Annotated in this window: 19 protein-coding genes; 10 read left to right on the plus strand and 9 right to left on the minus strand. The window is 68.7% G+C overall.

Going from position 1 to position 20,859, the window contains the following annotated elements; all coding sequences use genetic code 11:
* Positions 1–50: 50 nt before the first annotated feature.
* Together VH88_RS00300 and VH88_RS00305 are read left to right on the plus strand one after the other, a co-directional pair.
* Entirely contained in the window at positions 51–491 is a 441-nt protein-coding gene (locus tag VH88_RS00300) for an Rrf2 family transcriptional regulator (RefSeq protein ID WP_045809480.1), read from the plus strand.
* Positions 492–524: 33 nt separating this feature from the next.
* Positions 525–1,301: a sulfite exporter TauE/SafE family protein gene (locus VH88_RS00305; RefSeq protein WP_045809481.1), complete on the plus strand. Its 777-nt coding sequence runs from the start codon at positions 525–527 to the stop codon at positions 1,299–1,301.
* Positions 1,302–1,403: 102 nt separating this feature from the next.
* On the opposite strand, the gene ispG is transcribed toward VH88_RS00305, so the two are convergent.
* The 4 genes from ispG to VH88_RS00325 all read right to left on the minus strand — a co-directional run bounded on the left by ispG (position 1,404) and on the right by VH88_RS00325 (position 7,394).
* On the minus strand, positions 1,404–2,540 hold the full coding sequence (gene ispG, locus VH88_RS00310; protein ID WP_045809482.1) for a flavodoxin-dependent (E)-4-hydroxy-3-methylbut-2-enyl-diphosphate synthase: 1,137 nt from the start codon (positions 2,538–2,540) through the stop codon (positions 1,404–1,406).
* Between the two features lie 48 nt (positions 2,541–2,588).
* Positions 2,589–3,686 carry a RodZ family helix-turn-helix domain-containing protein gene (locus VH88_RS00315; protein ID WP_197070947.1) on the minus strand — a complete coding sequence of 366 codons (1,098 nt, stop codon included), beginning with the start codon at positions 3,684–3,686 and terminating at the stop codon, positions 2,589–2,591.
* 112 nt (positions 3,687–3,798) lie between these two features.
* A complete protein-coding gene (ptsP, locus tag VH88_RS00320; RefSeq protein WP_369796231.1) occupies positions 3,799–6,057 on the minus strand; it encodes a phosphoenolpyruvate--protein phosphotransferase in 2,259 nt (752 codons plus the stop codon).
* A 62-nt stretch (positions 6,058–6,119) separates the two neighbouring features.
* Complete coding sequence (locus tag VH88_RS00325; RefSeq protein WP_045809484.1) at positions 6,120–7,394, minus strand: aspartate kinase; 1,275 nt, start codon at positions 7,392–7,394, stop codon at positions 6,120–6,122.
* A gap of 56 nt (positions 7,395–7,450) precedes the next feature.
* Here VH88_RS00325 and ubiG point away from each other — a divergent pair, with 56 nt between their 5' ends.
* Complete coding sequence (ubiG, locus tag VH88_RS00330; RefSeq protein WP_156146710.1) at positions 7,451–8,272, plus strand: bifunctional 2-polyprenyl-6-hydroxyphenol methylase/3-demethylubiquinol 3-O-methyltransferase UbiG; 822 nt, start codon at positions 7,451–7,453, stop codon at positions 8,270–8,272.
* Between the two features lie 56 nt (positions 8,273–8,328).
* Here the strand turns inward: ubiG and VH88_RS00335 are convergent, their stop codons facing one another.
* On the minus strand, positions 8,329–10,380 hold the full coding sequence (locus tag VH88_RS00335) for an OPT family oligopeptide transporter (protein WP_045809485.1): 2,052 nt from the start codon (positions 10,378–10,380) through the stop codon (positions 8,329–8,331).
* Positions 10,381–10,501: 121 nt separating this feature from the next.
* On the opposite strand from VH88_RS00335, the gene mutM reads away from it, so the two are divergent.
* The 5 genes from mutM to VH88_RS00360 are packed head-to-tail and all read left to right on the plus strand — an operon-like array spanning position 10,502 to position 14,152.
* A complete protein-coding gene (mutM, locus tag VH88_RS00340) occupies positions 10,502–11,365 on the plus strand; it encodes a bifunctional DNA-formamidopyrimidine glycosylase/DNA-(apurinic or apyrimidinic site) lyase (RefSeq protein ID WP_045809486.1) in 864 nt (287 codons plus the stop codon).
* A 4-nt stretch (positions 11,366–11,369) separates the two neighbouring features.
* Positions 11,370–11,909 carry a DUF1697 domain-containing protein gene (locus VH88_RS00345; protein WP_045809487.1) on the plus strand — a complete coding sequence of 180 codons (540 nt, stop codon included), beginning with the start codon at positions 11,370–11,372 and terminating at the stop codon, positions 11,907–11,909.
* 3 nt (positions 11,910–11,912) lie between these two features.
* Positions 11,913–12,356: a hypothetical protein gene (locus VH88_RS00350; RefSeq protein WP_045809488.1), complete on the plus strand. Its 444-nt coding sequence runs from the start codon at positions 11,913–11,915 to the stop codon at positions 12,354–12,356.
* A 59-nt stretch (positions 12,357–12,415) separates the two neighbouring features.
* Positions 12,416–13,204, plus strand: a complete 789-nt coding sequence (locus VH88_RS00355) for an enoyl-CoA hydratase-related protein (protein ID WP_045809489.1) — start codon at positions 12,416–12,418, stop codon at positions 13,202–13,204.
* Between the two features lie 51 nt (positions 13,205–13,255).
* Complete coding sequence (locus VH88_RS00360) at positions 13,256–14,152, plus strand: alpha/beta fold hydrolase (RefSeq protein WP_197070948.1); 897 nt, start codon at positions 13,256–13,258, stop codon at positions 14,150–14,152.
* 3 nt (positions 14,153–14,155) lie between these two features.
* Here the strand turns inward: VH88_RS00360 and VH88_RS00365 are convergent, their stop codons facing one another.
* The 3 genes from VH88_RS00365 to VH88_RS00375 form a co-directional block, all read right to left on the minus strand.
* Positions 14,156–16,318, minus strand: a complete 2,163-nt coding sequence (locus tag VH88_RS00365) for a protein-disulfide reductase DsbD (protein ID WP_255360384.1) — start codon at positions 16,316–16,318, stop codon at positions 14,156–14,158.
* A gap of 85 nt (positions 16,319–16,403) precedes the next feature.
* On the minus strand, positions 16,404–16,844 hold the full coding sequence (locus VH88_RS00370; RefSeq protein WP_045809491.1) for an OmpA family protein: 441 nt from the start codon (positions 16,842–16,844) through the stop codon (positions 16,404–16,406).
* Between the two features lie 119 nt (positions 16,845–16,963).
* On the minus strand, positions 16,964–17,314 hold the full coding sequence (locus VH88_RS00375) for a glycine zipper domain-containing protein (RefSeq protein WP_039245790.1): 351 nt from the start codon (positions 17,312–17,314) through the stop codon (positions 16,964–16,966).
* Positions 17,315–17,456: 142 nt separating this feature from the next.
* On the opposite strand from VH88_RS00375, the gene VH88_RS00380 reads away from it, so the two are divergent.
* Complete coding sequence (locus tag VH88_RS00380) at positions 17,457–18,395, plus strand: diacylglycerol kinase family protein (protein ID WP_052689431.1); 939 nt, start codon at positions 17,457–17,459, stop codon at positions 18,393–18,395.
* The gene (locus tag VH88_RS00385; protein WP_045809493.1) at positions 18,395–19,246 is read left to right on the plus strand and encodes a metallophosphoesterase; all 852 of its coding nucleotides are present in this window, start codon (positions 18,395–18,397) and stop codon (positions 19,244–19,246) included. The genes VH88_RS00380 and VH88_RS00385 overlap by 1 nt, the downstream gene beginning before the upstream one ends.
* 159 nt (positions 19,247–19,405) lie before the next feature.
* On the opposite strand, the gene VH88_RS00390 is transcribed toward VH88_RS00385, so the two are convergent.
* A complete protein-coding gene (locus tag VH88_RS00390) occupies positions 19,406–20,851 on the minus strand; it encodes an AMP nucleosidase (RefSeq protein ID WP_017505461.1) in 1,446 nt (481 codons plus the stop codon).
* Positions 20,852–20,859: the final 8 nt, after the last annotated feature.

A 20,859-nucleotide genomic window follows, 5' to 3' on the forward strand; every position in this document is an offset into this window, starting at 1 on the left:
ATCCAGATCCCCCAGCTTGCGTCGGCGGCTCAGCCGGGCGATCACGGATCATGCTGTCGAACCGGTCTCGCTATGCTCTGCGCGCCATGGTGCATCTGGCCGGTCTGCCGGACGGTGGTCCCGCAACCATCGCCGAGATTGCCGAGGCGGCGGCGGCTCCGCGAAAGTTCCTGGAGGCCATTCTGCTGGATCTGCGCCGTCGGGGTCTGCTGGCCTCGAAGCGGGGCAGGGCGGGCGGCTATGCGCTGGGCGCGCCCGCCGACGCCATCAGCTTCGCCGATGTCATCCGCGCGCTGGAAGGCCCGCTGGCCCTCGCGCCCTGCGCCTCGCGCACCGCCTATGGTCCATGCGAAACCTGCCCGGATGTCGAGACCTGTCCGTTGCAGCCTGTGCTTCAGGACGGGCGCGACGCGATCGCCGCCGTCTTCGAGGCGCGAACCCTTCTGCAAGCCGCCGTCACTTCTTCTCCTATTGACCGACTAGGGAAATAGCCCGCACCGTTCCCCCACGTTTCAGAGGCCGTCATGCAAGATTTCCTGCTCTTCCTCGCCGTCGGTTTTCTGGCCCAGATCGTGGATGGGGCGCTGGGCATGGCCTATGGCGTGATCTCCTCCACCGTCCTGCTGTCGTTCGGTGTGCCGCCCGCGACGGCGTCCGCCAGCGTCCACGCCGCCGAGGTCTTCACCACGGCGGCCTCGGCCGGGTCCCATACGGTCAACAAGAATGTGAACTGGAAACTGTTCGTGCCGCTGGCGCTGGGCGGCGTCGTCGGCGGCGGCTTCGGCGCCTTCGTCCTGACCAGCATCGACGGCGATCTGCTGAAGCCCTTCATAACCACCTATCTGGCCGTCATGGGCATGGTGATCATCTGGCGCGCCACGCGTCAGACGCGCGAGCGGATCTTCCCGCGCAAGTTCGCCGGCCCTCTGGGTCTGGTCGGCGGCTTCTTCGACGCCATCGGCGGCGGCGGCTGGGGACCCACGGTCACCACCACCCTGGTCGGCACGGGCCAGGATCCGCGCGTCTCGATCGGCACCACCAATACGGCGGAGTTCTTCGTCACCTCCGCCATTTCCGCCACCTTCCTGGTCGCCCTGCTGACCGGACATTGGCAGGAGGCCGAGGGCTTCTCGACCCACGCCATGGCGGTGCTGGGCCTGATCCTCGGCGGCCTGATCGCCGCCCCCTTCGCCGGTGTCATCGCCCGCATCGCCCCGCGCCGCGCCCTGACCTACGGCGTTGGCGCCGTGGTGCTCCTGTCCGCCGGCTATCAGGCTCTGCGTCTGTTCAAGGTGATCTGAAACGCAAAACGGCGGCGGGCTCGCACCCGCCGCCGATCCGATTTCGACTTTGATTTAAGAATACCGTCGGCATCGCCACCCCGCATAGGCGGCTTCCGCAGCCTACTCCGCCGCCTGAAGCGCCGCCGCGCGGGCGGCGTCCAGTTCGGCGGCCTTCTGTTCGACCAGATCGACGATGTGGTCGATCATGCCGTCATTGGCCTGTTTGTGGGCGATCTTGCCATTCAGATAGATCATGCCCGCGCCCTTGCCGCCGCCGGTGAAGCCGATGTCGGTATAGAGGGCCTCGCCCGGTCCGTTCACGACGCAGCCGATCACCGACAGGCTCATCGGCGTCGAGATATGGGCCAGCTTCTCTTCCAGCAGCGCCACCGTCTCGATGACGTTGAAGCCCTGACGCGCGCAGGACGGGCAGGCGATGATGTTGACGCCCCGGTGGCGCAGGCCCAGCGACTTCAGGATGTCGAAGCCGACCTTGATCTCCTCCACCGGATCGGCGGCGAGCGAGACGCGGATGGTGTCGCCGATCCCCGCCCACAACATCGACCCCAGGCCGATGGCGGACTTGATGGTGCCGGTGCGCAACGGCCCCGCCTCGGTCACGCCCAGATGAAGCGGGCAGTCGATCGCCTCGGCCAGCTGCTGATAGGCGGCGACGGTCAGGAAGGGGTCGGACGCCTTCACCGAGATCTTGAACTCGTGGAAGTCGTGGTCCTGCAGGATGCGCGCGTGGTTCAGGGCGCTCTCGACCATGGCGTCGGGGCAGGGCTCGCCGTATTTTTCCAGCAGTTCCTTCTCCAGCGAGCCGGCGTTGACGCCGATCCGCATCGAACAGCCGTTATCCTTGGCTGCCTGGATCACGTCGCGGACGCGGTCGGCCGAACCGATGTTGCCCGGATTGATGCGCAGGCAGGCGGCGCCCGCCTCGGCGGCCTCGATGCCGCGCTTGTAGTGGAAGTGGATGTCGGCGACCAAGGGAACCTTGGCCTCGCGCACGATGGTCTTGAAGGCGGCGGTCGATTCCACGTCGGGGCAGGAGACGCGCACGATGTCGGCGCCGGCCTCTTCCAACTGACGGATCTGGTCGATGGTCGCCGCCGCATCCGTCGTCGGCGTATTGGTCATCGACTGGACGCTGATCGGGGCGTCGCCGCCCACAAGAACGGAGCCGACGCGGATCTGGCGGCTCTTGCGACGCTCGATGTGGCGCCAGGGTCGGACGTGGGTGTGGTCGCTCATGGGAGCATCATATAGGCCGATGATGACGGCGGGACCACGGCCGACGCATCAGTTCGGCGCAGGGGCGGGTGAAGAGGGCGCTGGCGCGGGGGAGGGCGTCGCCCCTGGCGTCGCGGTCGCCTGGGTCCGGGCCTGGGCGGCCTGGGCCTGGGCGCGCGCTTGCGTGGCGGCCAGAGCCTTGGCCGCCTGGTCCGCGCGGCTGTTCAACTGGGCCAATGGCGTCAGCACGCCGGCCAGGGGTCCGCCGTATTCGCCGTTCAGGAAGACGTCGAAGGCGGCCGGGTCGGACACGTCCACCGTCGCCGCCACGCCGATGGGCGCGCGCCAGGCCTCGCCCGGCGCCATCTGGCGCGCGAACAGGGCCTGTCCGTCGCCCAGCCGCACGACCAAGGCGCCGGCCGTCTTGGCCTGGATCACCACCATCGAGGCGTTGGCCGCGGCGCCATAGACCGCCCCGCGTGGGTTGAACGCCTTCTGCACCGGCTCCGGATTGGCGGCGGCGGCGATCACGGCCGGATCGGTCGGATCGACCCCGGTCAGTTCGGCTTCCAGCCCTGGTGTGATGTACAACGCCGGCGTCGTCTGGTCGGGCGGGGCGGACATGGGCGCGCTGAGCGCGACCTGCGGATCGGGATCGGCCGCCCCGGTCCAGGCCGTGGGCACGGCGGCGATATCGGACGGATGGGCGGTCCGATGCAGGCTGGCGCGCTGGAACACGTTCCAGCCGATGACGGCGACCACAACGGCGGCGATGCCGGCGACGATGCGCGGCGAATGGCGTTTAACGTCCTCGAAGGCGATGCCGATGGGCGCCTTCAGCGGCACGGAGGTGTCCGGGCTCTCGCGCTTGAACCGCTCGACGGCGGTCTGTTCGTCCAGCGCCAGAGCCGAGGCGTAGGCCCGGACATAGCCCAGGGCGAAGACGCGCGAGGGCAGGGACGACCAGTCGTTCTGCTCCAGGGCGGTCAGGAACCGGCGATGCACCTTGGTCTCGGCGGCCAGCTCGGCCGGCGATTTGCCCGACCGCTCGCGGGCGGCGCGAAAGCCGTCGCCCAGGGTCGCGGCGTCGACGAAGGCGGCCGTCGGATCGGGCCGGTCCGCAAGGCTTTCGATCGCCTCGGGGGCGACCCCCGCATTCCGCGCCATGACGCCTGACCCCATGTCCGGGAAACACAGCGCCGACGCGCCGTCTACAGGGCCCGAGATAGACGATTGCGCGCCGACCAGCAACGCCGCCTATTCGTCCAGACGCCTGCGATCAGACGGCGACGTTCAGCTTGCGGGCCAGGGATTCGATCTCGTTTCGGACCGAGCCGGTGGACAGGTTCAGCAGATTGGCCATGCCGCGCCGGGCCGCATTCAGGTCCGCCGACAGGATCATCCGCTTGACCGGCCCGACACCGCCCGCCGGCGCCGACAGTCGGGTGAAGCCCAGCACGATCAGGGCGAAGGCCTCCAGCGGCCGCCCCGCCAGCTCGCCGCAGATCGAGACCGGCGTGCCGGTGTCGGCGCAGGCCTTCTGGATGGTCTGGAGCGCCCGCAGGGTCGGCGGCGACAGCGGGTCATAGCGGTCCGACACCAGCGGATTGGTCCGGTCGGCCGCGTACATATACTGGAACAGGTCGTTGGTGCCGATGGAGACGAAATCCGTCAGCCCCAGCAAGGCGTCCAGATGCCACAACAAGGACGGGCATTCGACCATCGCCCCGACGCGCAGCAGGGCGGGCAAGGCGCGCCCGCGACGCCGCGCCCAGGCGCATTCGATATCCACCAGCTCGCGCGCGGCCCGGAACTCGTCCACCGTCGCGATCATCGGGAACATGACGCGCAGCTCGCGCCCGGCCCCCGCCGCCAGCAGCGCCCGAAGCTGCATCCGCAACAGCGACGGCCGATCCAGACCCAAACGGATGGCGCGACGGCCCAGCGCGGGGTTCTCTTCGCGCTCGGCCTCCAGATACGGCAGGACCTTGTCGCCGCCGATGTCCAGGGTGCGGAAGGTGACGGGTTTGTCGCCCGCCGCATCCAGCACCAGCTTGTAGAGCGCCGTCTGGGCGTCCAGCCGGGGCAGTTCGTCCGAGACCATGAACTGGAACTCGGTGCGGAACAGGCCGATGCCCTCGGCGCCCGTCTCGATCATGTTTTCCAGATCGACCGCTAGGCCGGCATTGGTCAGGACCGTGATCCGCTGCCCGTCCAGGGTCACGGCCGGCACGTCGCGCAGCTGGGCGAACTCGGCTTGGCGCTGTTCGCGCACGGCCATGCGCGACTGCACCGCCTCAAGCATGTCGGGGCGGGGACGCAGATAGGTCTCGCCGGTCTCGCCGTCGGCGATGACCATGTCGCCTTCCGACAGCCTGTCGCGCAGGCCCATCAGACGGCCGACGCACGGTATCTGCAGCGCGCGCGCGACGATGGCGGCGTGGCTGGCGGCCGAGCCCTCTTCCAGCAACAGCCCCTTCAGCTTGTCGCGCGGATATTCCAAAAGGTCGGCGGGGCCCAGGTTGCGCGCCACCAGGATGGCGTCGTCGGGCAGTTCGCGCTCGCCCGGCTTGTCGCCCGCCAGCACCCGCAGCAGCCGGTTGGCCAGGTCCTCGAAGTCGTGCAGCCGCTCGCGGATATAGGGGTCGCGCGCCTGGGCGAAGCGGGCGCGGTGTTCATTCCTGACCCGGTCCACCGCCGCCTCGGCCGTCAGACCGTTCCGCACCGCCTCTTCCAGCGACCGGTTCCAGCCCCGGTCGTCGGCGAACATCCGATAGGTTTCCAGCACCTCGAACGACGGACCGGCCAGACCCTGACCCTTGTCCAGCATGACGTCCAGACCGCTCTTCAGCGTGGCCAGCGCCAGCTTCAGCCGCGCCTCCTCCATCGCCGGGTCGTCGGACAGCAGGCGTTCGGGCGCCAGCGGCGCCTCGTGCAGAACCACATGGCCGAAGGCCAGGCCGTCGGCGAACTTCTGGCCCTTCAGCCGTTCGGGCCGGTGCGGCGCCAGCTCCACGTCGCGCAGCTCGTCCAGCGCCAGCAGCTCGCCGGAAGACACCGTTTCGGACAGGACCATGGCGATGGTCTGAATGTCCTCGACCTCTTCCTCGTCATAGCGCCGCTCGGTGCGGTTCTGAACGACGAGGACGCCGATGGCCCGGCCGCCGCGCAGTAGGGGGGCGCCTAGGAAGGCGTGATAGGGGTCTTCGCCCGTCTCGGGACGATAGGAGAAGGAGGGATGCGACGGGGCGTCCGACAGGCTGATGGGCTGGGCCATCCGCGCCACCTCGCCGACCAAGCCCTCGCCGGGCCGCAGCCGGGTGTTGTGCACGGCGTCGGGATTCAGACCCTCGGTGGCGAACAGCTCGAGCTCGCCCGACGCGCGACGCAGATAGATGGAGCAGACTTCGGCGACCATGGACCGGGCGATGATCTTGACGACCATGTTCAGCCGGTCCTGCGCCGGCGTCACGCCCGCGCCGGCCCCGCCCAGAGCCTCGCGGATCTGGCGCAGGAGGATCCGGGGTCCTCTGGTCATCGCGCCGCCTGCCGGCATCATGTCTCCCGCGCCCCGGCGCCTAGGCGCCTTCTGAAATCACCCTATACCGCGTCCAGCCCATATGCCGAATGCAGGGCGCGAACGGCCAGCTCGGCATAGGCGGCGTCGATCAGCACGCTGATCTTGATCTCGGAGGTCGAGATCGCCTGGAACTTCACGCCCTTGTCGGCCAAGGCCTTGAACATGGTCTGGGCGACGCCCGCATGGCTGCGCATGCCCACGCCGACGACCGAAACCTTGGCCACGTCCTCGTCGACGCGGATTTCCTCGAAGCCGAGCTGCTCCTTGGCGGCGGTCATCAGGTCGGCGGCGCGCACGGCGTCGCGACGGCCGGTCGTGAAGGTCAGGTTGACGGTTCCGGCGGTGCGCGACTGACTCTGCACGATCATGTCGACGTTGACGTTGGCCTCGGCCAGGCGCGTGAAGACGTCGGCGGGGGCGTCCACCCGGTCGGACAGGCCCAGCAGGGTGATGCGGGCCTCGTCACGGCTCATGGTCACACCGGACACGATACGTTTTTCCACGATCTCCTCCTCGTCGCAGATCAGGGTTCCACCCTTGTCGGGCATGACGCCATTCGCGTCGGGTTCGATAAAGCTTGAAAGGACGCGGACCGGGACCTGTTTGGCCATGGCCAGCTCGACCGAGCGGGTCTGCAGCACCTTGGCGCCCAGGGACGCCATTTCCAGCATCTCTTCGTAGGACACCTTGGCCAGACGGCGCGCACGGTTCTCGATGCGCGGATCGGTCGTATAGACGCCGTCCACGTCGGTATAGATGTCGCAGGGGCAGCCCAGGGCCGCCGCCACGGCGACCGCTGAGGTGTCCGAACCGCCGCGCCCCAGGGTCGTGATCTTGCCGTCCGACGTCACGCCCTGGAAGCCGGGCACGATGGCGATCTCGCCGGCGTCGACCGCGGCGCCCAGTTTTTCGCCAGGAATGTCGATGATGCGGGCGCGGGCGTGGGCGTCGTCGGTCAGGATCGGCACCTGCCAGCCCATCCACGAGCGCGCGTTGAAGCCCATGTTGCGCAGCGTCGCGGCCAGCAGGCCCGAGGTCACCTGTTCGCCCGAGGCGACCACCACGTCGTATTCGTCGTCGCTGAGCGGCAGACCCGCAGCGGCCGGTCCGGCGCCGTCGGTCCAGGCGACCAGTTCGTTGGTCTTGCCCGCCATGGCGGAGACGACGACGGCGACCTGTTTGCCCGCCGACACTTCGGCCGCGACGATCCGCGCCGCACGGCGAATGCGTTCGAGGTCGCCCATTGAGGTGCCGCCGAACTTCATCACCAGTCGTGTCGTATCGGGCCGCGTCATCGTGGCGTTCCGCCCCCTGCTTGCGTGAAAGGGCGCGAAGGTTCATCCCTCGCGTCATGACCGCTTCTAACGGCGCCGCTCCGTCTCGCCTACCCCAACAGGGGCATGGTTTTTCGCAAAATTCGCCCGAAACGGCGTTCGGCGCATCGATCGACCCCGCCGACGTGGCGCGCTTCTCGGCCCAGGCGGCCGAATGGTGGGATGCGCACGGGCCGTTCGCGCCGCTGCACCGCTTCAACCCGGCGCGGCTGGCCTTGATCCGCGACCAGCTTTGCACGCGGCTGGGCCGCGATTCCAGGGCGCGGGCGCCCTTCGAAGGTCTGACCCTGCTGGACGTGGGGTGCGGCGGCGGACTTATCGCCGAGCCGATGCGGCGGATGGGCTTTGACGTCACCGCCATCGACGCCTCGTCCGAGAACATCGGCACCGCCCGCGCCCACGCCGACATGGTCGGCCTCGATATCGCCTATCGCGCCGCCACGGTCGAACAGATCGAGGCGGAAGGGGCGGGGCCGTTCGACGTGGTCCTGACGATGGAGGTGATCGAACACGTCGCCGATCCCGAAGGCTTCGTGCGCGCCTGTTCGCGCCTGGTCCGGCCGGGCGGGGTGATGATGGTCGCTACCCTGAACCGCACGCTGAAGTCGCTGGCCCTGGGCAAGGTGGCGGCGGAATACATCCTGCGCTGGGTTCCCGCCGGCACCCACGACTGGCGCCAGTTCCTCAAGCCCGACGAAATCCGCACGATGCTGGCCGCCGAGCCGGTGTCGGTCGAGGGACCCTATGGCTTGAACTACGACCCGCTTCACGACCGATGGAGCCAGACCGACGATGCGGGCATCAACTATATGATGGTCGCGACGCGGAGCGCCGCCTGAAATGCAAAAGGCCGCCCGAAGGGCGGCCTTTCTTTCTTTTTGATTGGGCTTTGCCCCTAGACCTTCGAAGCCCGGCTGCGGGTCCAGGCGTACAGGCCGAACACCGCGACGGCAAAGCCGACGATGCCTGCCAGCATGGCCGGCCAGGCCGAACCCTCGGGCAGCATGGCGAAGGGCGCGTCGTCCCTGGTCGCCACGATGACGCCGGCGGTGAAGACGCCGAACAGACTCTCGCCCACGATCAGGCCCGAGGCCAGCAGCACGCCCATCCGCCGCGCCACGTCGGCGTAGCGCGTGGACGAGACCGCCTTGTCGTAGATCCATCCGGCGACGGCGCCGATGACCAACATGGTCGTCACCGCAGCCGGCAGATAGAAGCCGATGCCGACGGCCAGCGGCGGCAGCTTGACCTTGCCCTTGGTCGCCTTCGACACCACGGCGTCCAGCACGATGATGACCACGCCGATCGCCGCGCCCAGACCGATCAGGTCCCAGCGCAGATCGCCGCCGATGACGCCGCGCGCCAGGGCCGAGATCAGGGTCGCCTGGGGCGCCGCCAGGGTCTTGGCGCCTTCCACGATGGCGGGCGGGCCGCCTTCGAAGCCGAAGGCCTGGTTCAGCAGGTTCAGGATGAAGGGGATCACCAAGGCGCCGGCGCCGACGCCGACGATCAGCGCGACCTGCTGGCGCCACGGCGTGGCCTCGACCAACTGGCCCGTCTTCAGGTCCTGAAGGTTGTCATTGGCGATGACGGCGACGGCGAAGACGACCGCCGTCACGATCAGGGCGAAGGCGATGATCGACGGATCGGCCGGCACGCCGGCGACGGCCATGACGCCCAGCATCAGCAGCGAGGCGATGACGATGGCCAGGATGCCGACGCCCGACACGGGGCTGTTCGACGAGCCGATCAGACCGGCCATGTACCCGCAGATGGCCGCCACGGCGAAACCGGTCAGCACCACATAGACCAGGCCGCCGATCACCAGGAGCGGCGTCGAGCCCGCCAGCGCCGGGGCGCTCTGGGCGAACCAGGCCAGAAGGCCGGCGATGCCGACCAGGCAGGCGACCGACACGCCGCCCACCAGTTTGATCGGCAAATCTTGTTCGGTGCGCTCAAGCACCTCGCCGTGGGCGCGTTTGGCGTTGGCGGCCAGCGCCGAGGTCAGGCCGCCGATCAGCGGACCGGCCAGTTTGATCAGGGTCCAGATGGCGGCGACCCCGATGACGCCCGCGCCCATGAAGCGGACCTCGCGCGCCCAGACGGTGGTCGCCAGCTCCTCGGCCGGCGCGCCGGCGGGCAGGGTCGAGGCGATCGACGGAATGCCGTGCGCCGTCAGCCAGGCGACTGTGTCCGGACTGGTCAGGATCGGCACGGCGATGGCCCAGGCCAGCACCAGGCCGAACAGTTGCGCCAGACCGACCGTCAGGCCGATCAGGTGACCGGCCCCTAGCAGGGCGAACTGCATGCCGAAGCCCATGCCCGTGGCCCCGCCGCCCAGCGCGGCCGGCAGCTTGAAGAACTTCGCCGCCTCGCCCGCAAAGACCCGACCCGCGACCAGCAGGGCGTAGCCGGCCGACACCACGGCGCCGGCGACCACGACCCACAGGCCCGACTTGTTCTCGCGCACCGCGCTTTCGGTCTGTTCGGCCCCGCGCGAGCCGACCTTCAGCACCTCGGCGGCGGCGACGCCTTCGGGGTAGGGCAGGCCGCCGCCCGTGACCAGCGCCCGGCGCAGCGGGATCGAGAAGGTGACGCCCAGCACGCCGCCCAGAATGCAGATCGCCACCGACTGCCAGAACGGAAACTCCAGCCACCAGCCGATCATCACCAGGCCCGGCAGGACGAAGATGATCGAGCTCATGGCCCCGCCGACCGAGGCCACGGTCTGGACGGTCATATTCTCCCAGATGGTCGAGGTGCGGAACGCCCGCAGCACCGCCATCGAGATCACCGCCGCCGGAATGGCCGAGGCGAAGGTCAGGCCGACCAGCAGGCCCAGATAGGTGTTGGCGGCGGTGAAGATCACCGCCAGCAGGCAGCCCAGCACCAGGGCGCGGAGCGTAAGTTCTAGCCGGCCCTTCGGGGCGGCGGCGGCGTCTGTCATATGCGCGGTCCCACGTTTGCGCGGACGTAAGCGCATTCTGTCGCAGGCGGCAACTGGTCGCGGTCAGATGCGAGCGCCCCCGCCGCTTGGCCCCGCGACCCTGACGGGCTAGGACCGGCCCATGCCCGAACTTCCCGAGGTCGAAACCGTCCGACGCGGCCTGACGCCGGTGCTGGAGAGCGCGCGGCTCTCGCGGGTCCGGATCAACCGGCCCGACCTGCGATTTCCCTTCCCCGCGCGGTTCGTCGAACGACTGGAGGGGGCGACGGTCCTGCGGGTGGACCGGCGGGCCAAATATCTGCTCATGCCGCTCTCGACCGGCGAGACCTGGATCACCCACCTGGGCATGACCGGCCGGTTCACTCTGGACGGCACCCTGCTGGGCGAGTTCGAGGAGGCCGCGCCGATCGCCGGCAAGCACGAACATTTCAGCGGCTGCGCCATCCGCGATAGGGCGGCGACCCGCATCGGGTACGCCGACGCGCGCCGGTTCGGCTTCATGGGCCTGATCTCCACCGATCAGATCGAGACCCATCCCTGGTTCGCCGGCCTGGGGCCAGAGCCGCTGGGCAACGGCTTTTCCGGCGCCCATCTGGTCGAGGCCTTCGCCGGCAAGAAGCAGAACATCAAGGTCAGTCTGCTGGATCAGCGGATCGTCGCCGGTCTGGGCAATATCTATGTGTGCGAGGCCCTGTACCGCGCCCGCATCTCGCCCCTGGTCGCGGCCGGATCGGTGTCGAAGGCCCGGCTGGAGCGTCTGGCGACCGAGGTCCGCAATGTGCTGAACGACGCCATCGAGGCGGGCGGCTCGACCCTGCGCGACTTCGCCAACGCCGAGGGCGGCCAGGGCTATTTCCAGCACCGCTTCGACGTCTATAGCCGCGAGGGCGAGCCTTGCCGTGGTGAGAAATGCACCGGCGTGGTCGCCCGCATCGTCCAGGGCGGCCGCTCCACCTTCTACTGCCCCTCCTGCCAGAAACGATAGGCCCATGAGCGAACGCATCTGCCTGTTGCGCGGCGTCAATGTGGGCGGGGTTAAGGTCCCGATGGCCGAGCTGAAGGCCATCGCCGTCGAGGCCGGTTTCGCCAACCCGCGCACCCTGCTGGCCAGCGGCAATCTGGTGATCGAGAGCGACGCCGACCCAACCGATGTCGAGGCTCAGCTGGAAGAAGGCATCGCCGCCCACTTCGGTCGCCCCATCGAGGTGATCGTGCGCACGCCGCCGCAATGGGCGGCGCTGATGGCCGCCAATCCGTTCGCGGATCAGGCCAGGATCGACAGCTCCAAACTGCTGGTCATGGTGATGAAGGCCGGGATCAAGGACGGGGCGGTCGAGGCCCTGCGCGGCTTCGCGGCCGGCGCCGAGCGAGTCGAGCCGGTCGGCGGAGACCTGTTTTTCTGGCACCCCGACGGCCTGGGCCGCTCGAAGATGGCGGAAAAGGCCCAGCCGCGCCTGATCGGCGTCGGCACCGGCCGCAACTGGAACACAGTGCGGAAACTGGCCGCCATGGTCGGGCTGGAGGACTGAACGATGCGCAAAATCCACCTGTGGATCAGTCTGATCGTCGGCGTCCTGGTCTGGGGCGCCTATTTCGTCCACTTCGTCCAGGGTTTGCGCGCCGGCGATCTCGGCGACCTGATCTGGTGGTTCGTCGCCGCCCTGGTCGTCGCCGCCGTCGCCGAGGCCGCCGCCACCGGCCTGATCGCGCGTCTGTTGCGCCGTCGCGCCCGCGTGCTGGACGAGGGGCCGACGCTTCAGGCGGCGCTGAAGGCGGGCCATATCGCCCTGATGCTGCTGGTGGGCCTGGTCCTGATCTCGGCGCTGGTCCTGGCCCTGTCGTCCGTCTTCGGCTGGACGCTGGACCTGTCGGGCGCGCGGGGTCAGGTGATCGCCGCCAATCTTCTGCTGGGCATGGTCGTCGTGGTCGAACTGGTCCGCGCCGCCCTGACCTTGGCGCTGATGCCCCGACGATAGCGCCTGCGCTAGCGGGCCCCGCCGCGCGCCTGTATGACCGCCGTCAAAGGAGACCAACCATGGCCGACGCCTATTCCAACCTGCTGATCGAACGCCACGCCGACGGCTATGCGGTGGTGACCCTGAACCGGCCCGAGGCTCTGAACGCGCTGAACGCGGCCCTGTTCAAGGATCTGGCCGACTTCCTGGACAGCGTCGAGCATGACGACAGCGTGCGCTGCCTGATCCTGACCGGCGCGGGCGAAAAGGCCTTCGCCGCCGGCGCCGACATCAAGGAGATGGCGGACCAGACGTATGCCCAGATGTACACGGGCAACTATTTCGCCCTCGGTCACGACCGCATCACCCGGTTCAGAAAGCCGATCATCGCCGCGGTGAACGGCTTCGCCCTGGGCGGCGGCTGCGAACTGGCCATGCTGTGCGACTTCATCGTCGCCTCGGACAAGGCGAAGTTCGGCCAGCCCGAGATCAACCTGGGCGTCGCGCCGGGCATCGGCGGGTCCCAGCGCCTGACCCGACTGGTGGGCAAGTCCAAGGCCATGGACATGGTCCTGACCGCCCGGATGATGGATGCGGCGGAAGCGGAACGCGCCGGCCTGGCCTCGCGCGTCTTCCCGCACGACACCCTGCTGGACGAAACGCGCAAGATCGCCGCCAAAATCGCCTCGCAAAGCCCGCTGGCGATCATTGCCAATAAGGAGATGGTCAACGCCGCGCTGGAGACGACCTTGACGCAAGGAGTCCAGTTCGAACGCCGCCTGTTCCACTCCCTGTTCGCCTTCGAGGACCAGAAGGAAGGCATGTCCGCCTTCGTCGAAAAGCGCAAACCCGAGTTCAAGGGGCGATAGGTCGCACGCACGCGTCAACCGATCGCCGTGATCGGGCGTTAGGGGCGGATGATGATCCGCCTTCTCGCCTCGCTGCTTGCAACCCTGTTCGTCCTCGCCCCGGTCGCCGTCCAGGCCAAGGTGCAGTCACAGGCCGCCCCGGCCTTCAGCTCCAGCCGCATCATCGTCGAGACGCGCGGGCGGGGGCCGGACATCATCTTCATTCCCGGCCTGGGTTCGACCGGCTCGGCCTGGCGGTCGACGGCGGATCGGCTCGATAACCGCTACCGGGTGCATCTGGTCACCCTGCGCGGCTTTGGCGAGACCCAGATCGGCGACAATGTCAGCGGCGGTCTGGCCGGCCCCGCCGCCAGCGAGATCGAACGCTACATCCGCGAACAGCGCATCGATCGTCCCGCCGTGATCGGCCATTCGCTGGGCGGCCAGATCGCCCTGCGCGTCGCCGCCGATATGGGCGACCGGATCGGGCGCGTCATGGTGGTCGATTCCTCGCCCTTCTTCCCGTCCCTGATCGATGCCCGCACCACATCCGATCAGGTCGAGCCCCTGGCCCGTCTGGGCTATCAGGCCCTGCTCCTGTTCGGCGATCAGGCGCTGAAGTCCCAGGTCGCGGCCTTTGGCGTGGACATGGGTCTGGCCGGCGACATGGTGTTCGAGGGGCTGGGGCTTCAGGGCGGCGACCGGCGCGTCCTGGCTCAGGGTCTGTATGAGGCCCTGACCGTCGATCTGCGCCCCCGCCTGTCTGAGATCACCGCCCCGGTCACCGTCGTCTATGGCTGGACCCGCAATCCCGAGGCACCGCGCAACCGGCTGGAGGGGCTGTATCGCTACGGCTTCGAAGGCTTGCCGCGCACGGCCCGGTTCGAGCGGATCGAAGGCGCCGAACACCAGGTGATGATGCAGCAGCCGCAGCGGTTTCTGGCGGCGGTGCAGCGGTTCCTGAGCTGACGCTCAATCCTTCAGCGCATCCACGACCACGCCCTCGGTCAACAGCTGCGGCAGGATTTCCGGATCGGCCCGGCCCGGTCGATACAGCAGATACAGCGGCACGCCTGAACGCCCATGCGCCTGAAGCTCGCGGGTGATGGCGTCGTCGCGCCGGGTCCAGTCGCCGACCAGATAGGCGGCGTTCGCTTCGCGCATCGCCTTGGCGACACGCGGCGAAGACAGGGCCGCGCGTTCGTTGATCTTGCACGTCACGCACCAGTCGGCGGTCAGATTGACCAGCACGGGTCGCCCCGACGCGGTCGCTGCATTCACCGCCGCCGCCGACCAGGGCTGGGCCGCCAGCGGGCCGCTGTCGCCTTGAGGCGCGGCGTCCATATCTCGCGCCGCACCGGCCGCAACGCCTGCCAGGCCCAGCGCCAGAACGCCGATGACGATCGCGCAGATCGTGGTCAGCATCGACCGTTCATCACGCTGGCGCGCCGCTTGCGCCAGGCCCGTCAACCAGGCCGCCAGAGCCAGCAGCAGCGCCGCTGTCAGCAGCAGGCCCAGGGCGTCGACGCCGCCCTGCCGCGTGAACACCCACAACAGCCACAGCGCCGCCCCATACATGGGAAAGGCCAGCAGACCCTTCAGCCGCTCCATCCAGACGCCGGGTCGCGGCAGGCGCGACAGCAGGCCGGGCGACAGGCTGACCGCCAGATAGGGCAGGGCCAGACCCAGCCCCAGCACCAGGAACACGGCCAGCGCCATCGGCCAGGACAGGACCAGGGCCGCGCCGAGCGCTGCGGCCATGAAGGGCGCGGTGCAGGGCGCTGCGACGACCACGGCCAGAACTCCGGTGAAGAAGGCGCCTACCGCACCGGGCAGGCGCGACAGGGGGCCGGACCCCGCGTTCTGCAATCCGGCGCCCACATGGAAGACTCCCGACAGGTTCAGCCCGACCAGCAGCATGACCAGGGCCAGGGCCGCGACCACGCCCGGCGACTGAAGCTGGAAACCCCAGCCGATCGCCTGACCCGCCGCCCTCAGCGCCAGCAGGGCGCCGGCCAGAACCAGGAAGCTGACCAGCACCCCGGCGGTGAAGGCCAGGCCGTCGCGCCGCGCCCGCGCCGGATCATGCGCCGCCGCCGACAGCGACGCCGCCTTCATCGCCAGAACCGGGAAGACGCACGGCATCAGGTTCAGCACCAGCCCGCCCAACAGCGCCAGACCCAGCGTCTGAAGGAAGACCAGAGCGCCGGTTCTCGCCGGCGTGGGCGTGGTCTCGTCCAGCGGCTTCAGCGCCGCGCCGCCTTGGGCGCCCGCCAGAGGCGCGCCCGGCTCCGCCGTGACCTCCCAGGCGCCCTTGTCGGTGGCCAGGACCCCGCTCAGCGCCGTCTGCGTGGCATCCTTGCCGGCCGTCAGCGTCAGGGTCAGGCCGTTCGGTCCCCGCTGGCCCGACTGGGTCGCCGCATGGTCGATGCGCCCGCCGTCGAAAGGATAGAAATAGACCTGTCCGATGTCGGCCCCAATCAGCGGCCCGCCGGTGGCGGTCAGAATCAGTTGGCCGCCCTGACGCGTGACGCGCGCCTCGATCCCGGCCGGGCGCGGCGCGGTTTCGACCAGCCGCTCGATCTCTTCACCCCAGGGCTTGGCCAGGGGCGCTGCGCCCTCGCGCACCGGCAGGGCCAGCGACAGGGTCATCGGCTCGGGCACGCACATCTGGTCGCTGCACACCAGGAACAGCACATCCGTCGTCAGGGTCAGCACTTCGCCCGGCCGCTCCGTCGGCGGCACATGGATCGGTACGGGCAAGAGCACCGCGCCCGAATAGCCGTAGTTCATCAGGCTCATCAGCCGCTGGCGGCTGGGCAGGGGCCACAGGATCGGATCGGCGCTCACCCCGGCGGGCAGGGTCCAGATCAGGCTGGTCGCACCGCCGCTGTCGCCCGGATTGCGCCAATAGGTGTGCCAGCCGGGCGCAATCTTCTGGCGCACCGCCACCACGGTCGTCGAACCGGGCGCGACCCATTGCGACATCGGGACCAGTTCGGCCTCGATCCGCTCGGTCCGCTGCGGCCCGAAGGCGACGACGCCCGTTGGCTGGCTCTGCACCGGCTGGGCGACGGCCGCCGAAATGCCCGTCAAACTGAACAGTAGGCCGAGGAGAAGGGCGAAGAGGCGCAAACGCGTGTTCCGGCAGGCGAGGGGAGCGCCGCAACCTAATGCGTCACGCGTCCCCGCGCCATCGCTGCGCCCGCCCCCGCGTCGATCAGCGCGGATAGGCCTCGTAGATCACCTCCGCACGGCGCCGCAGCGGTTCGTCATTGCCGGCTGCGGTCGTGGCGCCCGCGTCGCCTGCGGCGTTCAGCTCGAAGATCGGCGCCGGCATGCCCGCCTGGGTCAGCGCCTCGACCACCGTCCGGGCGCGCCGCTGCGAAAGGTTCAGATTGGCTTCGGGCGTCCCCGTGGCGTCGGCTAGGCCCACCACGCGCACCTTGCGCACGTCGCAATCCTTGGCCTTGCTCGCCGCCGCCTTCAGCACCATCGCCGCCGGCTCGGTCAGCCGCGCCTGGTTCTCCAGGAAATAGATATCGAAACGCCCCGGCGCGCACAGCGATTCGCCCACCACCAGCGCCTCGCGTTTGGGCATCGGCGCGCACGCCGCCAGCACGCCCACGGCCGCCACGGCCAGACCCATTGATCGCTTCATCTCAGCCCTCCTCCGGCTCGGCCGGCCCATTACGCAAAAGAGGCGGCCCGTCGTCTGACAGGCCGCCTCTTCAACCTAACGCCGGTCGCGGACCTTCGCGACCGGCATTTGATCACTGATCAATAACGGCGCTGACCGTTGTCCCAGTAGCACTCGTCCTGACGGTTGTCGTAGCAGTAGTAGTAGCGACCTTGGCTGTCGCGATAACGCTGCTGGTTGTTGCGGTCCTGGTTCGAGCCGCGGATGGCGCCTGCGGTGCCGCCCAGGGCGCCGCCGATCAGGGCGCCGGTCGCAGCGTTGCCGCCGCCGACGTTGTTGCCGATGATGGCGCCGGCGACGGCGCCCAGGCCGGCGCCGGTGGCGCCTTGGCGGACGGTCTCGTTCGAGCCGTTGTTATAGCCGTACGGGTCGCTGGCGCAGGCCGAAGCCAGCAGGCCGGCGCCGGCAATCGCGATAATCGCCTTTTTCATGATGAATTCCTTTGTCCCTGGGTGTTGGCCCCTGTGGGCAGCAAACGTGTCCTCGCGGCATAGGTTCCGCGTCGACAAACTGCATCGGCAACTATGGTGACGCTTGGGCGGAACGACGGCGTCTGCGGGGCGTTCGGCCGCCATGACTGATGTCGCTGCTCCCGATACGCCCGAAACAGACGTGCGCTGCGCGCCGTCCACTCGCTCTCAGATCCGGCACGTCGTGATGCTGGTCAATCCGCTGTCCGGCAGCGTCGGACCGCGTGCGGCGGGCGAGGCCGAGGCGATCCTGGCCGACTATGATCTGAAGGCCGAGGTGATGACGCTGGGCGGCGGCGACTTCGACAAGACGATCGCCGAAGCCTTTGACGCCAAGCCGGATGTGATCTTCGTTCTGGCCGGCGACGGCACGGCGCGCTCGGTGGCGTCCAAGGCCAAGCCGGACGGTCCGATGATCGCGCCCCTGCCGGGCGGCACGATGAACATGTTGCCCAAGGCGCTTTACGGCACCGCCGACTGGAAGCTGGCGCTGAAGCGGGCGCTGGAGGAGGGCGAGCCCCAGGCCGTTTCCGGCGGCGAGGTTCAGGGCGAATACTTCTATTGCGCCGCCATTCTGGGATCGCCCGCGCTGTGGGCCCCGGCGCGCGAGGCGATGAGGACCGGCAAGATCAAGCTGGCCTGGCAATATGGCCGTCGCGCCCTGAAACGCGCCTTCTCGGGTCGCCTGCGCTTCACCCTGGATGGCGGCGAGAAACGCCGCACCGAGGCGCTGGTGCTGATCAGCCCGATGATCTCCAAGGCGATGGAGGATCCCATTGGACTGGAGGCCGCGGCCATGGACCCCAGCGACACGACCCAGGCCTTCCGCCTGGCCGCGACGGCGCTGTTCAGCGACTGGCGTCAGGACCCGGCCGTCTCGACCCGCCCGGCGAAACGGATCGAGGTGCGCGCCCGCTCCAAGATTCCGGCCGTGATCGACGGCGAGCCGTTGCTGCTGAAGCCCGAGGCCGTGATCCGTTTCGTGCCCAAGGCTTTCAAGGCGCTGGCGCCCAAACCGCCCTCGGCCGAGGACAGCGTCTGATGGGACGCGTTCTTCAGTTCTCCGACGTCCATTTCGGCTGCGAACACAAACACGCTTGCGCCGCCGCCCTGGAATACGCCCACGCCACGCCGAACGATCTGGTGCTGATCACTGGCGACATCACCCAGAAGGGGTTTCCCGACGAGTTCAAGGCGGCCGGCGAATGGATGCGGGCCATGCCCGAGCCGCGCTTCGTCATCGTCGGCAATCACGACGTGCCCTATTGGGACGCCATCGCGCGGGTCTTCCATCCCTGGCGGGCGTTCGAGACCGCGACCGGCTTTCCAGCCCACGACGGCCAGTTCTGCAGCGATGCGGTCATGGTGCGCGGCGTCGTCACCGCGCGCGGCTGGCAGGCGCGGCCCAACTGGTCAAAGGGCGTCATCGATCTGGATCAGACGCGGCGTGCGGCCGAGGCCCTGCGTCAGGCGCCGATCGGCGCGCTGCGGATCCTGGCCTGCCACCATCCGCTGATCGAGATGGTCGGCACGCCCATGACCGGCGACGTCAAGCGCGGCGACGAGGCGGCGCTGATCTTCGCGGAGGCCGGCGTCGATCTGATCATGACCGGCCACGTCCATGTGCCGTTCGCCATGCCGATCCCGCTGGCGGACCGCTGCTCCTACGCCGTCGGCTGCGGGACGCTGTCGCACCGCGAGCGCGGCGCGCCGCCCGGCTTCAACCAGATCGACTGGGACGCCAAGACCATCACCGTGACGGCTCTGGCCTGGGATGGAACCAGCTATCGCTCGCACCAGGTCTGGCGCCTGCCGCGCCGTCAGGACACCCGCAAGGCGAACACCGCGCCCAGCCCGGTCGAGCCCGGCGAACTGGAGAAGGCGGCGGTCTGAGCTTGTCTCCTCCCCATTTTATGGGGAGGTGGCTCGAAGCGTAGCGCAGAGACGGAGGGGTTCTTTGCCGCCTCACAAACGCCGGCCGGATTTCAAGAGCCCCTCCACCACGCTTCGCGCGGTCCCCCTCCCCACGCTGTGGGGAGGAGACGGTTGGGATCACCGGAACGGCGGCTCGTCGAAGGCGCGCAGTTTGCGCGAGTGCAACTTTGAGCCTTCGCTGCGCATCAGATCGACCGCCTGGATGCCGATCTGCAGGTGTTCGGAGATCGAGCCTTCGTAGAAGCGGTTGGCCTGACCCGGCAGTTTGATCTCGCCGTGCAGCGGCTTGTCCGACACGCAAAGCAGCGTGCCGTAGGGTACGCGGAAGCGATAGCCCTGGGCCGCGATGGTGGCGCTTTCCATGTCGATGGCGACGGCTCTGGACTGGTTGAAGCGCAGGGCCGACTTGGAATAGCGCAGCTCCCAGTTCCGGTCGTCGGTGGTGACGACGGTTCCGGTGCGCAGGCGCAGCTTGACCTCGTCGCCCGGCATGCCGCTGACCGACTTGGTGGCGTCATAGAGCGCGCGCTGAACCTCGGCGATCGACGGGATCGGAATGTCGGGCGGCAACACCGCGTCCAGCACGTGATCGTCGCGCAGATAGGCGTGAGCCAGCACATAGTCGCCGATGGTCTGGCTGGCGCGCAGACCGCCGCAGTGACCGATCATCAGCCAGACGTGCGGGCGGGTGACGGCCAGGTGATCCGTGATCGTCTTGGCGTTGGACGGGCCGACGCCGATGTTGACCAGGGTCACGCCCTTATGGCCCGGCGCGGTCAGGTGGTAGGCCGGCATCTGGTGCTTCTTCCAGGCCGTGTCGCTGATCGCCGCTTCGGGATTGGGCGTATCGCGCGTGATCACCACGCCGCCGGCGCAGGACAGGGTCTGATACGGCGAGCCGGGCGTCCGAAGCTGTTCGATGGCCCAGCGCACGAACTCGTCGACGTAACGATTGTAGTTGGTGAACAGGACATAGGACTGAACGTCGTCCACCGGCGTGCCGGTGTAGTGTTTCAGCCGCGCCAGTGAGAAGTCGGTCCGCAGGCCGTCGAAGTGCGACAGGGGGAAGTCGCCGCCCATCTCGAACAAGCCGTCGGCGATTTCGTCGCCGATATGGGCCAGGTCCGTGGTGGGGAACCAGCGTGCCAGGGCCGCCGTCATCGACCGGTCCAGCGCGACCTCCAGCCCGTCGGTTACATAGGGGAAGGGGATCTCCTGGCGCGACACGCCGACCTCGAAGGTCGCATTGTATTCCTGCTCCAGCAGGCCCAGCTGTTCGGTCAGATAGGGGCGGAACAGGTCCGGTCGCGTGACCGTGGTCGAATAGCTGCCCTGTCTCGACAGCCGGGCGTAGGCGCGCGGCTCCAGATCCTGGGGGCGATCCCCGTCCCAGCGGATGCGAAGTTCGGGATAGGCGAACACCCCTTCGGCGCGTTTGACTGGATCGGGCCGCGCGCCGGTGTTGACGAAATCCCGCACGGCGTCGCGCAGATTGGTCACGGATTGGGTGTAGAGGGTTTCGAGGCGGTCCAGCGCCGCCTGTGCTGTCATCTGTTCTGTCATGACTTCCT

The organism is Brevundimonas sp. KM4 (assembly GCF_000964075.1).
Lineage (GTDB): Bacteria > Pseudomonadota > Alphaproteobacteria > Caulobacterales > Caulobacteraceae > Brevundimonas > Brevundimonas huaxiensis.

What these genes read in the sequence shown, in the direction of transcription:
- mutM (WP_045809486.1), top strand. Translation starts at nt 10,502, where the DNA reads ATGCCCGAACTTCCCGAGGTCGAAACCGTCCGACGCGGCCTGACGCCG.
- VH88_RS00325 (WP_045809484.1), bottom strand. Translation starts at nt 7,394, where the DNA reads ATGACGCGGCCCGATACGACACGACTGGTGATGAAGTTCGGCGGCACC.
- VH88_RS00370 (WP_045809491.1), bottom strand. Translation starts at nt 16,844, where the DNA reads ATGAAGCGATCAATGGGTCTGGCCGTGGCGGCCGTGGGCGTGCTGGCG.
- VH88_RS00315 (WP_197070947.1), bottom strand. Translation starts at nt 3,686, where the DNA reads ATGGCGCGGAATGCGGGGGTCGCCCCCGAGGCGATCGAAAGCCTTGCG.
- VH88_RS00345 (WP_045809487.1), top strand. Translation starts at nt 11,370, where the DNA reads ATGAGCGAACGCATCTGCCTGTTGCGCGGCGTCAATGTGGGCGGGGTT.
- VH88_RS00355 (WP_045809489.1), top strand. Translation starts at nt 12,416, where the DNA reads ATGGCCGACGCCTATTCCAACCTGCTGATCGAACGCCACGCCGACGGC.
- VH88_RS00390 (WP_017505461.1), bottom strand. Translation starts at nt 20,851, where the DNA reads ATGACAGAACAGATGACAGCACAGGCGGCGCTGGACCGCCTCGAAACC.
- VH88_RS00380 (WP_052689431.1), top strand. Translation starts at nt 17,457, where the DNA reads ATGACTGATGTCGCTGCTCCCGATACGCCCGAAACAGACGTGCGCTGC.
- VH88_RS00385 (WP_045809493.1), top strand. Translation starts at nt 18,395, where the DNA reads ATGGGACGCGTTCTTCAGTTCTCCGACGTCCATTTCGGCTGCGAACAC.
- VH88_RS00305 (WP_045809481.1), top strand. Translation starts at nt 525, where the DNA reads ATGCAAGATTTCCTGCTCTTCCTCGCCGTCGGTTTTCTGGCCCAGATC.
- VH88_RS00300 (WP_045809480.1), top strand. Translation starts at nt 51, where the DNA reads ATGCTGTCGAACCGGTCTCGCTATGCTCTGCGCGCCATGGTGCATCTG.
- VH88_RS00335 (WP_045809485.1), bottom strand. Translation starts at nt 10,380, where the DNA reads ATGACAGACGCCGCCGCCGCCCCGAAGGGCCGGCTAGAACTTACGCTC.
- ispG (WP_045809482.1), bottom strand. Translation starts at nt 2,540, where the DNA reads ATGAGCGACCACACCCACGTCCGACCCTGGCGCCACATCGAGCGTCGC.
- ubiG (WP_156146710.1), top strand. Translation starts at nt 7,451, where the DNA reads ATGACCGCTTCTAACGGCGCCGCTCCGTCTCGCCTACCCCAACAGGGG.
- ptsP (WP_369796231.1), bottom strand. Translation starts at nt 6,057, where the DNA reads ATGACCAGAGGACCCCGGATCCTCCTGCGCCAGATCCGCGAGGCTCTG.
- VH88_RS00350 (WP_045809488.1), top strand. Translation starts at nt 11,913, where the DNA reads ATGCGCAAAATCCACCTGTGGATCAGTCTGATCGTCGGCGTCCTGGTC.
- VH88_RS00360 (WP_197070948.1), top strand. Translation starts at nt 13,256, where the DNA reads ATGATCCGCCTTCTCGCCTCGCTGCTTGCAACCCTGTTCGTCCTCGCC.
- VH88_RS00375 (WP_039245790.1), bottom strand. Translation starts at nt 17,314, where the DNA reads ATGAAAAAGGCGATTATCGCGATTGCCGGCGCCGGCCTGCTGGCTTCG.